At 41.3% G+C, this 13,091-nt stretch carries 12 protein-coding genes; 11 read left to right on the top strand and 1 reads right to left on the bottom strand.

The features are described 5' to 3' along the window. Positions 1–274: 274 nt before the first annotated feature. The 5 genes from EDC44_RS05725 to EDC44_RS05705 all read left to right on the top strand — a co-directional run bounded on the left by EDC44_RS05725 (position 275) and on the right by EDC44_RS05705 (position 6,079). Positions 275–1,828, top strand: coding sequence for an ABC transporter substrate-binding protein (locus EDC44_RS05725; protein ID WP_131976274.1), 1,554 nt, complete (start codon positions 275–277; stop codon positions 1,826–1,828). Positions 1,829–1,833: 5 nt separating this feature from the next. Beyond that, positions 1,834–2,787 carry an ABC transporter permease gene (locus EDC44_RS05720; protein WP_424276100.1) on the top strand — a complete coding sequence of 318 codons (954 nt, stop codon included), beginning with the start codon at positions 1,834–1,836 and terminating at the stop codon, positions 2,785–2,787. Continuing rightward, positions 2,787–3,584 (top strand): ABC transporter permease, encoded by a 798-nt coding sequence (locus tag EDC44_RS05715; RefSeq protein ID WP_131976272.1) that lies wholly within the window; start codon positions 2,787–2,789, stop codon positions 3,582–3,584. The genes EDC44_RS05720 and EDC44_RS05715 overlap by 1 nt, the downstream gene beginning before the upstream one ends. Continuing rightward, positions 3,584–4,990: an ABC transporter ATP-binding protein gene (locus tag EDC44_RS05710; protein ID WP_131976270.1), complete on the top strand. Its 1,407-nt coding sequence runs from the start codon at positions 3,584–3,586 to the stop codon at positions 4,988–4,990. Before EDC44_RS05715 ends, EDC44_RS05710 begins: the two co-directional genes overlap by 1 nt. A 228-nt stretch (positions 4,991–5,218) precedes the next feature. Next, the gene (locus EDC44_RS05705; protein WP_131976268.1) at positions 5,219–6,079 is read left to right on the top strand and encodes a hypothetical protein; all 861 of its coding nucleotides are present in this window, start codon (positions 5,219–5,221) and stop codon (positions 6,077–6,079) included. 255 nt (positions 6,080–6,334) lie between these two features. Here EDC44_RS05705 and can read toward each other — a convergent pair whose 3' ends face one another. Then, on the bottom strand, positions 6,335–7,027 hold the full coding sequence (gene can / locus EDC44_RS05700) for a carbonate dehydratase (RefSeq protein WP_131976266.1): 693 nt from the start codon (positions 7,025–7,027) through the stop codon (positions 6,335–6,337). 73 nt (positions 7,028–7,100) lie between these two features. Between can and EDC44_RS05695 the strand changes: the two genes are divergently transcribed. The 6 genes from EDC44_RS05695 (at position 7,101) to EDC44_RS05675 (ending at position 13,017) form a co-directional block, all read left to right on the top strand. Next, on the top strand, positions 7,101–8,030 hold the full coding sequence (locus EDC44_RS05695) for an ABC transporter ATP-binding protein (protein ID WP_131976264.1): 930 nt from the start codon (positions 7,101–7,103) through the stop codon (positions 8,028–8,030). Between the two features lie 18 nt (positions 8,031–8,048). After that, the gene (locus tag EDC44_RS05690; RefSeq protein ID WP_131976262.1) at positions 8,049–8,816 is read left to right on the top strand and encodes an ABC transporter permease; all 768 of its coding nucleotides are present in this window, start codon (positions 8,049–8,051) and stop codon (positions 8,814–8,816) included. Between the two features lie 82 nt (positions 8,817–8,898). After that, complete coding sequence (serS, locus tag EDC44_RS05685) at positions 8,899–10,188, top strand: serine--tRNA ligase (RefSeq protein WP_131976260.1); 1,290 nt, start codon at positions 8,899–8,901, stop codon at positions 10,186–10,188. A 52-nt stretch (positions 10,189–10,240) separates the two neighbouring features. Then, positions 10,241–10,513 carry a hypothetical protein gene (locus EDC44_RS05680; protein ID WP_131976258.1) on the top strand — a complete coding sequence of 91 codons (273 nt, stop codon included), beginning with the start codon at positions 10,241–10,243 and terminating at the stop codon, positions 10,511–10,513. A gap of 168 nt (positions 10,514–10,681) precedes the next feature. Then, positions 10,682–10,840 carry a hypothetical protein gene (locus tag EDC44_RS12955; protein WP_165870230.1) on the top strand — a complete coding sequence of 53 codons (159 nt, stop codon included), beginning with the start codon at positions 10,682–10,684 and terminating at the stop codon, positions 10,838–10,840. 128 nt (positions 10,841–10,968) lie between these two features. Continuing rightward, complete coding sequence (locus tag EDC44_RS05675; protein WP_131976256.1) at positions 10,969–13,017, top strand: type VI secretion system Vgr family protein; 2,049 nt, start codon at positions 10,969–10,971, stop codon at positions 13,015–13,017. Positions 13,018–13,091: the final 74 nt, after the last annotated feature.

The raw sequence follows: 13,091 nt of genomic DNA, 5'->3' as shown, positions 1-13,091 counted from the left end.
CCGTAAATAAAATAGAAAGACCCCGTTTATTTGTGAACGGGGTTTTGTTTTATCCTTTATAACCACAAAGGGATAAAGTGCGGTATAAAATGCGGGAGTTTTTAAATTGAGTATTGGATTTGATTGCCACATTATCGCCGTATAAACTGTCTAAAATTCGTTACATCACGTATTCGATAAACATTTTTCTAAAAAACTTAATGAAATCTATTATCATCTCTGATAGATTTACGTTTTTATTATAAAAAAATATTATTTAAAAAGGAGGTCTTAAATGAAAAAAGCATTTTCCGGTTTTGTCCTTGGTATTTTGGGATTGCTGCTCGCAGCCTGTGATAGCAATGATTCGGTACAAAATATATCGACTAACCCGTCAGCAAATCATCAAACTTTAACCGTGGTGACACCATGGGAAATTACTTCTGCAGATCCGAGTAAATCCGGTTATATTTTTCAACGCTTACAATTAGCGGAAACTTTAGTGGATAGCGATAGCTCGGGAAAAATTATCCCCGCATTGGCGGAAAGCTGGAGTCATAATGCACAGTTGGATACGTGGACGTTTGTGTTACGTAATGTGAAATTCCATGACAATTCATCGTTGACGGCGGAAGATGTGGTAAAAAGTTTGCAAGTTGCTTTGAGTAAACCAACAGTATTAAAGTCTGCATTCATTAAAAATATCACCGCACTTGATGTACAAACCGTGCAATTTCAATTAGAAAAACCGTTAGCCTTTTTTCCTGCTTATTTAACCCATGCCACGGCAATTATTTTGGCGAAATCATCCTTTGATGAACAAAATAATGTCGTGAAACTAGTGGGAACAGGCCCTTATCAAGTGGTTAAACTGGAGCCGCCGCAAAAAATCGAACAGACTGCTTTCAGTGATTATTGGGGAGATAAAGCGAAAATTGCCAATATCACTTATCTTGCCAATAGTCGCAGTGAAACAAGAGCATTATTGGCACAAAGTAATCAAGATCATTTAGTGTTTAATTTAGATGCGGCCAGCCTTGCCCGTTTACAACAAGACAGTAATTTGAATGTGCAATCAAAGTCTATTGCACGCACTATTCAATTTAAAGTGAATGTCGCTAATCCGCTGTTTTCTGATATTAACGTTCGTCAGGCTTTAAGCGATGCCATTGATCGTAAAGGTATTGCGGAATCGGTGTTACGTATTAACAATGGTGCCGCCGAACAACTGTTTCCGGCGATTTTTGCCGATTGGCGTTTGAATGTAACGGTTGCCCAAAAACCGGATTATGCAGAGATCAAAAACAGATTGATCAATTTGGGTTTTACTGCGGATGAAAAAGGTATGTTAAGTAAAGATGGTATGCCGTTTAAATTTACCTTACGTACATTTTCCGATCGCCCTGAATTACCGATTATTGCCACGGCATTACAAAATCAATGGAAACAAATCGGTGTGGATGTGGCGGTGTCCGTAGGCAACTTTTCGGAAATTCCGGCCGGTCATCAAGACGGTACGTTAGAAATGGCATTATATGCACGTAACTACGGGATGATTCCGACACCTATCGGTGTATTAATGACAGATTTTGCATCGGAAGGGAATGACTGGGGTGTGATGAACTGGCATAACGATAAATTAACTGCAGCATTGAATGAGCTACAATCTACCGCAGATAATGAACATCAATTTGCACTGAAGCAAAAAATTTCCGGCATTATTTATACGGAAAAACCGATTACACCGGTTGTGTTTTATCAACAAAATGTTGTTGCTCATAATTCGTTGAAAGGATTGGAATTAGATGCCTTTGAACGTACTTTCAATTTAAATAAATTGTCTTGGTAGTTATCATGAATATTTTCAATATTCTATTAAAACGACTGGGACAAATTGTCTTAGTCGTTTGGTCGGTGGGAACACTGACCTTTATTTTAACTCGCAGTCTGCCCGGTGATATGGCATATCGAATTGCCGCCAGCCGTTATGGCTATGATCAAATGGATTCACAAGCGGCGGCATTAGTACGTGCGGAACTCGGTTTAGATCAACCTTGGTGGCACAGCTATTTTCACTGGTTCACCGATTTACTTCAACTGAATTTGGGAAGATCTTTAGTCAGCGGTGAAAAAGTTTGGGAGCTGATTGGGCACCAATTCGGTCATACGCTCTTATTGGCATTAGTGGCGTTGTTATTTTCTTTATTGATCGGTCCACCGTTGGGGTTATTGGCGGCACAGAAACCAAAAGGATTTTTAGACCGATTCACCTTAATTCTCAGTACGTTATTTCGTTCCGTACCGGCATTTATTATCGGTATCGGATTGATTACCGTATTCGCCGTAAATTTAAAATGGCTACCTGCCGCCGGTTATGGCAGTTGGCAATATTTTATTTTGCCCGCGTTGACTCTGGCATTAGGACTAAGTGCGGTGTCTGTTAGGGTCAGTTTTCGTGCAATGTTGACGGTCAATCAATCGGAATATTATCAATTTTCCCGTTTAAAAGGCTTGTCCGAATGGCGTAGTTTTGTACGCCATGGTTTGCGTAACGTGGCGATTCCGATTCTGGCTTATCATTCCGTACAATTAATTTATTTAATTGAAGGCGTGGTAGTGGTCGAAAGTTTATTTGCCTGGCCTGGTAGCGGACATGCTTTAGTGCATGCGGTGATTGCTCGTGATGTTCCGATGATTCAAGGCACAGCCTTGATTATGGGCGTTATTTTTGTGTTATTAAATATGATCGTGGATCTGTTAATCAGTGTGATTGACCCGCGTGCAAATCAAGCTGGAGAGGTACACTAATGTTAAAATCTCTTTCACAGTTTTCCATTGCTCAAAAGTGCGGTGCATTTTTGCTGATTTTATTGCTGTCCTTTGCTTATTTTCAGCCTTATTTTTATCCTATGGACGAATCATTACAGGATTTAAATGAAATCTTGCAAAAACCTTCCGAATTTTATTGGTTCGGCACGGATCATTTTGGGCGTGATATGTTGGCGCGTTTGGCATCGGCGATTCGTTTATCCTTCTCATTGATTGTCTTATCCGTCGCGTGCTCGTTGTTATTCGGTTTGCTGTTCGGTATTTTAGCCGGCTACATGGGCGGCTGGGTCGATCGTATTTTCGATTTTATTGCCGATATTATTATGGCATTGCCAGGCTTGTTGTTTATTTTATTATTCGCCGCTATTGCTCCCGGTGAATTCTGGGCATTGTATCTGGGAATTTCATTGGTTATGTGGGTGGAGTTTTTCCGCATTGTGCGAGCGATCACCAAAACGATTGCAGGCAGTTCGGAAATTCAATCTTCCCGTTTAATGGGGATGGGCTTTTTCTATTGTTTTAAACGTCATTTTATGCCGAAATTGGCACCGGTTGTGTTTACCTTAAGTGCATTTTCAGCCGGTAATGCCGTATTGGCGTTGGCAACACTAGGGTTTGTCAATGTCGGCTTGAGACCTCCTACACCTGAACTAGGATTGATGATGACGGAATTATTTCCTTATTACTATGAAGCACCTTATATTTTTATGCAGCCGATTTTGGCCGTGTTTTTATTAGTGTTGGCGTTTCAATTGATGTCAGGGAAAGTGAAATAATGGATATGATACAAGTTACTGATTTATCAGTGAAAACAAAATCAGGTTTAACATTGGTTGAACCCATTAACCTGCGTTTACAACAGGGCAGAAATTTAACGATTTTAGGCGAAACCGGTTCGGGAAAAAGTTTATTGGCTCAAGCGATTATGGGCGCGTTGCCGGACGGATTAATCTTTGAAGGCGATGTAAAAATTCACGGTGAAACACCGGAAAAAATGGCTCCTTATTGGGGCAAACAATTGGCAATGTTGCCGCAAGAGCCAGTTCGCTCCCTTGATCCTACTATGACGATTTTAAATCAAGTGTGGGAAAGTTTGTATTTTGTGGCAAAACAACCGGAAAAGGCAGAAGAAAAATCTCAACAAAAACTGGCTGCTCTAGGGTTAGGAAAATTCATCGATTATTACCCGCATCAATTATCCGGTGGTATGGCTCAACGGGTTGCTTTTGCCGTTGCTACCTCAGGCGGTGCGAAAATTGTGATAGCCGATGAACCGACCAAAGGTTTGGATTCTATCAGTAAAGGTGTGGTGATCCGCATGTTACAGTTGGTTGCAGAGCAGTGCGGTACATTATTAACCATTACTCATGACATTGAAGTCGCCGAACAATTGGGCGGCAATATGATGGTAATGAAAAAAGGAAAATTGTTAGAGCAGGGCGATACAGAACAAATTCTGCAAGCACCACGTTCCGATTATGCCAAAGCACTTATTGCCGCCATGCCGAAATATTGGGAAAAGGCAGACAAAAAGCCGTTACAGCAAGATGTGTTGCTCACTGTGACAGATCTCGGTTTAAATCGCGGCAAACGAGTGTTGTTTGAAAAAATGAATTTTGAACTGAAACAAGGCGAAGTTATCGGTATTGTCGGAGACAGCGGTATCGGTAAAAGTTCTCTTGGTGATGCGTTATGCGGTTTATTAAAGCCGAAGTGCGGTAAGATTTCGTGGAAATTTCAGCCTAAACGCCATCAAGTGCTGAAATTATATCAAGATCCGCCGGCAGCATTTGCACCGAATATTAAATTGCAAACATTGCTGGATGATGTGATTAATAAACATAAATTGGATCGTTCCCGTATTCCTTATTTACTCGAACAGCTAAAACTGACACCGGATTTGTTACAACGTAGCGCGGAAAATGTTTCCGGCGGTGAATTACAACGAATTGCGATTTTAAGGGCTTTATTATTTAATCCGGTATTATTATTTGCCGATGAAGTCACTTCGCGTTTAGACCCGATCACACAAAAAGAAACCTTGGATTTGTTGACCGAGCAATGTCATCAACATCATTGCAGTTTAGTGATAGTCAGCCACGATCATGATTTAATCGAACATTATTGCCACCAAGTCATTGATTTAGGTAAGCACGTCATAGCGTGGAACGGCAAAAATTAATTAATTTTTGACCGCACTTTTCAACAAAAACGGACGGGATTACTGTCCGTTTTTATCGACTGAATTAAGCCAATTACTTTTTCTTTTTTTCACAACATTATCAGACGAAGTAAGTATTGATGAAAATAGTTTTATAATTGCTTAATTTATATTTACAAAATATTGACAGGCTATCAATTAAGTGCGATTGTTAGCCCGTTTTTTAATTATACTTTTTAGGAAAATTTTATGTTACCCGAATCCGCATTATGCGAAATGTTTCCTTTGATTGTGACACCAAGTCACGACGGCAAATATTTTCATAATTACACCATTTCATTAATTAGTTTGATTTCCGAAGCGAATCGTTTAGGCATGCCGCTACAAGTATTATTACAACGTGGAGAGAGCTTGATTACTCGTGCCCGTAATAACTGCGTAGCACAATTTTTAGAAAATAAAGCATGGACTCATCTGTTTTGGATTGATTCCGATATCGGTTTTTCACCAATGGCATTTTTCCGTTTATTATTGGCGGATCGTGATATTGCTGCGGGTATTTATCCGCTTAAAAAAGAAGATTGGCCGGCTCAAGGACTACCAAAAGGCATGACGCAGGCTGATTTTGAGGCACATTATACGCATTACACGGTTAATGCACATACTGCGGATGAAAACGGTATTTTGCAATTGAACGTTGATAATGACGGTTTTATGAATGTGGACGAAGCACCTACGGGCTTTATGGTGATTAAACGTCAGGTATTTGAAAAAATGATTGAAGCTTATCCAAATTTAGCTTATGTATCGGATAGTGATTACAGTAAGCCGGGTGAAATTCGTTATCGTTTGTTTGATTGTGCCGTTGATCCGATTAGTAAGCGTTATTTATCGGAAGATTATTTCTTCTGTCGTTTATGGCGTGATATTGGTGGGGAAGTGGCAGTGGACGTTCAATCCAATTTAACCCATCAAGGTGCTAAGTTATACAGTGGTTCTTTTGCGCAATCACTGCAAACTAATATCGCCCTGGCGGTCTATGCTCCCGCAGGAATGAAAATGCAGTTAAATTTAGCGGCGCCGCTAAAAGAAAATGTGAAAGGATTTTAAGGCGTTAAAGTGCGGTTGGTTTTTTAAAAAATTTTTAATCAATCCATATTTACCTGGTTACGCTAACAATGTTAGAATCCGACAGGTATGTTTAACTATAAAATAGGAAGGAGTGAAAAATGAGTGACTTTGGTTATGCAATGTTAACGGTAATTTTCTCATTATCTATGATTGTGGGACTTTCTGTAGCTATTTTTTAATCAGATGTACCATATAAAAAAGCCGGAACATTATTATTTTGTTCCGGTTTTTTTGTTATTCGCTTGGGATTACGGCTTCTTGTTCATGCTCATCTTCTGTTTTACTGGTTGTTAATCTGGCAATCAGATCACGGTAAGAAATTTCTAAACTTTCTCTGCTGGTGGCTGTCACACCTTGATCTACCAAATAACCGTCATTCACATCATATACCCAACCGTGCAAAGAGAGCTTTTTGCCTCGTTGCCAGGCAGACTGAATAATGGATGAACGCCCCAAGTTATAAACTTGTTCTGCCACATTGATTCTGGTTAGCATATCCGCACGATGTTCCGGTGAAAGCTTTCCGAGTAAATGACTATGTTTAAACCAAATATCACGAATATGCAGCAGCCAGTTGTTTATTAACCCGAGATCTTGATTGGCTATCGCTGCTTTTATCCCGCCGCAGTTAGTGTGACCGCAAATAATAATATGCTCAATATTCAATACATCTACGGCATATTGCACTACGGATAAACAGTTGAGATCCGTATGAATCACTTGATTTGCCACATTACGGTGCACAAATAATTCGCCCGGTTCTAAATTCGTAAGCTTTTCGGCAGGTACACGGCTGTCGGAACAACCAATCCACAAGAAACTGGGATTTTGATGTTCGGCTAATTCTTGAAAGTAGGTGGAATTTTCTTCCTTCATTCGGATAGCCCAGCTGTGGTTATTAGCAAAAAGCTGTTCTATTTTTTTCATATAATAAGTTCCATTTATTGTTATAATTACGCAAGCAGTATAACGGATCTACTCTTAAAAATCTCAAATAATAATGAAAGCATTAGAAATCAAACAATTAACCAAAGAATATGGTAATGGAGTAAAAGCTCTGCACGGAATTGATTTAACCGTAGAACAGGGGGATTTTTACGCCTTGCTCGGTCATAACGGAGCGGGCAAATCTACCACTATTGGCATTATCAGTACGTTAGTCAGCAAAACATCCGGCACGGTAAACGTGTTCGGTCAGGATTTAGACCAAAATCCTACCGCACTTAAAACTCATTTAGGTTTGGTGCCACAAGAATTTAACTTTAACCAGTTTGAAAAAGTGTTGGATATTTTAATTAACCAAGCGGGTTATTACGGTATTGAACGTAAAGAAGCAGTGAAACGTGCGGAACATTGGCTTAAAAAATTGGATTTATGGGATAAACGCGACGAAATGTCCCGTCAATTATCGGGCGGCATGAAGCGCCGCCTAATGATTGCCCGTGCTTTGATGCACAATCCGAAATTATTAATTTTAGATGAACCTACCGCTGGTGTAGATATTGATTTACGACGTTCAATGTGGACATTTCTGCAAGAATTGAATTTGCAGGGTACGACTATTATTTTAACCACTCATTATTTAGAAGAAGCCGAAATGCTATGCCGCCACATCGGTATCATTCAGCAAGGTCGATTAGTGGTAGATACTTCAATGAAAGCCTTGCTGGCTAAATTAGAAACCGAAACATTTATTTTAGATTTAGCGGAAAAAAGTGCGGTGCCGGAAATTGAAAATTACAACGTCACAATGCTAGATAGTAACACGATTGAAGTGGAAGTAAAACGGGAACAAGGACTGAATCAGCTGTTCAGCCAACTGACCGCACAAGGCATAAAAGTATTGAGCTTACGTAATAAAGCCAATCGTTTGGAAGAATTATTCGTCAGTATGTCGCTCAATAAACCCGTAGAAAAAACAGAAGAATAAGTTGAAAGGAATAAAAAAATGAAATTAGCCTGGGTGTCATTTAACACCATTTTACACAAAGAAATTACCCGTTTTACCCGTATTTGGGTGCAAACATTGGTTCCGCCGGTCATCACAATGACGTTATATTTTGTGATTTTCGGTCAGCTCATCGGAAGCCGTATCGGTGAAATGGGCGGGTTTACCTATATGCAGTTTATCGTACCGGGTTTGATTATGATGTCATCGCTCACCAATGCCTTTGCAAATGTGGCCTCATCATTTTTCAGCACTAAATTTGCTCGCAATGTTGAAGAATTGCTGATTTCACCGACTTCTTCCCATGTCATTATTCTCGGTTATGTGGCAGGCGGAATGGCACGTGGCTTGTGCGTCGGCGTGTTAGTCACTATCGTATCGCTATTATTCGTGTCTTTTGATATTCATTCTTGGCCAATAATTTTATTCACCTTATTATTAACCACCGCCACCTTTGCCTTAGGCGGATTAATTAATGGTGTTTTTGCCCGCACTTTCGATGATATTTCCATTATTCCCACCTTTGTGCTAACGCCATTAACCTATTTGGGCGGTGTATTTTATTCTATTTCCTTGTTACCGGCGTTTTGGCAAGGTGTTTCAAAATTGAATCCTATTGTGTATATGATCAACGGCTTTCGTTATGGTTTTTTAGGTGTTAGTGATGTATCGATTATGTACAGCTTCTTAGTATTAGGCGGATTTATTATTACGCTCTATATTTTTGCCTATTATTTAATCGAAAAAGGCATTGGGTTGAGAAGTTAAAACAAAGCCTTGTGGCAACTCGTGATACAGGCTAAAATAAGAAAAATATAGATAAATAAACCAGATAAAAAGTAGGTAAACTATGATCGATCCGAATTTACTTCGCACTAATCTTGCAGAAACAGCAGAACAATTAAAATTAAAACGTAACTTTATCTTAGATGTTGCCAAAGTTGCGGATTTAGAAGAAAAACGCAAAAAATTACAAGTTGAAACGGAAACATTACAAGCAGAGCGTAATGCTCGATCAAAGAGTATCGGTGCGGCAAAAGCTCGCGGAGAAGATATTTCCGCTTTGTTAGATGATGTTGAACATTTAGGCGTAGAGCTAACTTTAGCGAAAACGCATTTAGATGAGGTTCAAGCAGAGCTGAATGAAATCGCATTAAGTATTCCGAATTTACCGGCAGCCGAAATACCGCTGGGTAAAGATGATACGGAAAACCTAGAAATTTTACGTTGGGGTGAACCAAGAAAATTTGATTTTGAAGTGAAAGATCACGTTACCTTAGGCGAAGAATTACAAGGCTTAGATTTTGCTGCCGGCGTAAAATTAAGCGGTGCCCGTTTTGTGGTGATGAAAGCACAAATTGCTAAAATGCACCGTGCATTATCGCAATTTATGTTGGATTTACATACCGAACAACACGGCTATATTGAGACCTATGTACCTTATTTAGTAAACCACGAAACCCTATATGGTACAGGTCAATTACCAAAATTCGGCGAAGATTTATTCCATACCAATCCATTGGAAGGCGAACAGCCTTACGCATTGATTCCGACGGCAGAAGTACCTGTAACCAACCTTGTACGCGACAGCATTTTAGATGAAGCGGAATTACCGATTAAAATGACAGCACATACACCGTGTTTCCGTTCTGAAGCAGGTTCTTACGGTCGTGATACCCGTGGATTGATCCGTATGCACCAGTTCGACAAAGTGGAAATGGTGCAAATCGTAGCACCGGAAAAATCCATGGAAGCGCTGGAAGAATTGACCGGTCACGCAGAAAAAGTGTTGCAATTACTCAATCTGCCGTATCGCAAAGTATTGCTTTGCACCGGCGATATGGGTTTCGGTTCTTGCAAAACCTACGATTTAGAAGTGTGGATTCCGGCACAAAACACTTACCGTGAAATTTCATCTTGCTCAAATATGTGGGATTTCCAAGCCCGCCGTATGAAAGCCCGTTGCCGTGCCAAAGGCGATAAGAACACCCGTTTAGTCCACACCCTTAATGGTTCCGGCTTAGCCGTTGGTCGTACTTTAGTGGCGGTGTTGGAAAACTACCAAAACGCCGATGGTTCAATTACCGTGCCTGAAGTATTACGTCCGTATATGGGAGGATTAGAAGTTATCGGAAAATAATTAAATTATTTTAAAATCAACCGCACTTTAGAGCGAACAGGTTAATAAAGCAATGTTGGATTACCGTATTGCGCTCAGCGATGTGGATTTATCTAGTGTAGCACAAGATATGATTTCACAGCCCCGAGTGCCAATACAAAAAGACCTTAGCAACAATCTGCTTGTTGCTCAAATAGTAAGAGAATATGCTTCAAGTGATGCAATAATGGAGCAGGCATTCTTATATGCAGAAATGGCAGGAAGTACAGCCAACCAAATCCAAGCGTTATTGGATAAATTAGAACCGAAATATGGAAAATGGGGTAATTGGCAAAAGCAGGAATAGAGCCTATACAATAGCGGAAAGAGCGGTCAAAATTGACCGCTCTTTTACAGCTTATTCCACAGGCTATATTTAGACGTATGGGGTTTGCCTTATGAACCTTTGTATCGTTTGAATATGACGAAGTTATTTCAATGATTCCTTATTTAATCGAGTTAAATTCGGATATTAATGCCTATAATAGTAAAAGAGTTATTTACTGATATACGTTATGCTTCGGGATTGTTTATTGAAACAGGTACACAGTATAATACTTGGAGCCTGCGTGGTACGCAGAAAGGACTGCCGCGTTATACGCGTCATGTGCCGAGCTTTGATACGGAGTGGTAACCCAACCTTATTGATTCGATTTCCAATCAAGCTTTCTATGCAGGCATAATTTATAATTATAAAATGCAGTATTTTTATACTACACTTAATTAATACAACACATTTAACAAACAAAGAAGGATATTAATATGACCCAACAATCCGACTACCGCTATAGTTTAAAAGTGAACGGCGCTACCGAATTCGATGTCGTCAGTTTTGTGTTAAAAGAAGGGCTTTCTCAACTTTTTCGTCTGGAATTGGAGTTGGCGAGTTTTGATTCGTCGCCTTCTTTTGCTGAGATTTTGGATAACAGCGCCACACTCACTTTCTGGCAAGGCTCTGAGCCGGTGCGTTATGTTAACGGGGTTGTGACGCAGTTGGTACAGGGCGAAAGCGGTTTTTCCCGCACCCGCTATAACATGGTTATCGAGCCGGATTTGGTGCGGGCGTCCTATCAATCGGATAATAAAATCTTCCAACAACAAGACAGCGAAAAAATCCTGCGTCAGCTCCTTTCAAAGAATCATATCAACCAAGTCGAATTTCATTTAAGTGATAGCTATTGGCAACGGGAATACTGCGTCCAATACCGGGAAACAGATTTAGCCTTTATCGAACGACTGGCGGCGGAAGAAGGGACTTATTATTATTTTTCACATACCGAAGACGGTCACACCCTCCATTTCAGCAACCATAGCGCACTGGCCCCGGAAAAAGGCACATTACTGTATAATCCCACCCCTGCCGGTGAACGCCCCGAAGCCGCTTTATGGCACTGGGCATATCAAGCCAAACTCGGCACCAACCGCCAAACCCTACGCGATTACACCTTCACCCACCCGACTTACTCTCAAGAACACCAACATGCCCTGCAGCAAACTAGCGTACTCGGCGAAAGTGCGGTCAATATTTACGAAAAATACGATTACCCGGGGCGTTACAAACGCGATGCACAGGGTGAACCGTTCAGCCGCTACCGATTGGAATACGAACAGCGCGAAGCGGAAGTGGCACTTGCAACGGGGGATGATTTACGCCTGATTCCTGGTTATCGCTTTACCCTCTCGGGGCATCCGCGGGAAAGTTTCAATCAAAGCTGGTTAGCGGTGGAAGTAGAGCATCGCGGCTGGCAGCCCGGCATTCTGGAAGAAGAAGCGGGAGAACAGGGCAACCGCTATGAAAACCATATCAAGTTTATCCCAAGCGCCACGCAATGGCGCCCGACCCCGAACCCGAAACCGCGGGTAGACGGCCCGCAGATTGCGCATGTCGTCGGCCCGGCGGGCGAAGAGATTTACTGCGACGACTGGGGACGGGTGAAAATCCAATTCCCTTGGGACAGAGAGGGCGAAAACAACGAAAATAGCTCCTGTTGGGTACGGGTCAGCCAAGCGTGGGCCGGGGCCCAGTTCGGCAATATCGCCATTCCGCGAATCGGACATGAAGTCATCGTGGACTTCTTAGAAGGCGACCCGGACCAACCCATCATCACCGGCCGCACCTATCACAGCACCACCGAACCGCCGTATAACTTGCCGGAACACAAAACCCGCATGTCGATAAAATCCAAAACGCACAAGGGCAACGGCTTTAACGAACTTCGGTTTGAAGATGAAAAGGATAAAGAAGAAATCTTTATCCACGCTGAAAAAGACCAAAACAATATCGTCAACCACGACGAAACCACCCAAATCGGCAACGACCGCACGGAGCAGGTGGGGCATGATGAAACGATTAATATCGGCAATAATCGCACTGAAAGCGTACAAGCGGATGAAAGCGTCACCATCGGGCAAGACCGACTCCAAGCCATCGGACGCAACCGTATCGCTAAGATAGAAAAAGACGATATCCTCAATATCGGCAACTGCCAAAGCATAGAAGTATATGCCGACCATTTAGTCAAAGTAGGAAACGATTATATTATTGAAGTGGCGAATAACGGCGACTGGACAAGCTGTGAGTTTTTTGAACAACTTTGCGAAACCTTCCATTGCGAAGGCTATGACGAAGTGATATTGGAAAGCGCAGGTGGACGAGTGATATTTAACGGGGAAGGCGTGACTTTTGAAGGGAATGTGCGGATTGAGGGCGAGTTGGTGTTTGAGAGTGGTGAGGCGGAAAGTACAACGCAATTTAATCTGCCGGTACATAACGGTAAACCAATTGACCTACGTCGATTAAAATTTTCTTAATTAAATAAAGGAGCAATATGATGTCGGAAAAAAATAAGGAAAGCCCACAAGCAGAAAAACCGCGTATTCCCGCA

Source organism: Cricetibacter osteomyelitidis, from assembly GCF_004340985.1.
Taxonomy (GTDB): domain Bacteria; phylum Pseudomonadota; class Gammaproteobacteria; order Enterobacterales; family Pasteurellaceae; genus Cricetibacter; species Cricetibacter osteomyelitidis.
The sequence above is the reverse complement of the archived record's forward strand: the minus strand, read 5'-3'. Positions and strand labels throughout refer to the sequence as shown.

Bases quoted from the DNA above. Each gene is read 5' to 3' on its own strand.
- EDC44_RS05725 (WP_131976274.1), top strand. From the start codon at position 275: ATGAAAAAAGCATTTTCCGGTTTTGTCCTTGGTATTTTGGGATTGCTG.
- EDC44_RS05720 (WP_424276100.1), top strand. From the start codon at position 1,834: ATGAATATTTTCAATATTCTATTAAAACGACTGGGACAAATTGTCTTA.
- EDC44_RS05715 (WP_131976272.1), top strand. From the start codon at position 2,787: ATGTTAAAATCTCTTTCACAGTTTTCCATTGCTCAAAAGTGCGGTGCA.
- EDC44_RS05710 (WP_131976270.1), top strand. From the start codon at position 3,584: ATGGATATGATACAAGTTACTGATTTATCAGTGAAAACAAAATCAGGT.
- EDC44_RS05705 (WP_131976268.1), top strand. From the start codon at position 5,219: ATGTTACCCGAATCCGCATTATGCGAAATGTTTCCTTTGATTGTGACA.
- can (WP_131976266.1), bottom strand. From the start codon at position 7,027: ATGAAAAAAATAGAACAGCTTTTTGCTAATAACCACAGCTGGGCTATC.
- EDC44_RS05695 (WP_131976264.1), top strand. From the start codon at position 7,101: ATGAAAGCATTAGAAATCAAACAATTAACCAAAGAATATGGTAATGGA.
- EDC44_RS05690 (WP_131976262.1), top strand. From the start codon at position 8,049: ATGAAATTAGCCTGGGTGTCATTTAACACCATTTTACACAAAGAAATT.
- serS (WP_131976260.1), top strand. From the start codon at position 8,899: ATGATCGATCCGAATTTACTTCGCACTAATCTTGCAGAAACAGCAGAA.
- EDC44_RS05680 (WP_131976258.1), top strand. From the start codon at position 10,241: ATGTTGGATTACCGTATTGCGCTCAGCGATGTGGATTTATCTAGTGTA.
- EDC44_RS12955 (WP_165870230.1), top strand. From the start codon at position 10,682: ATGCCTATAATAGTAAAAGAGTTATTTACTGATATACGTTATGCTTCG.
- EDC44_RS05675 (WP_131976256.1), top strand. From the start codon at position 10,969: ATGACCCAACAATCCGACTACCGCTATAGTTTAAAAGTGAACGGCGCT.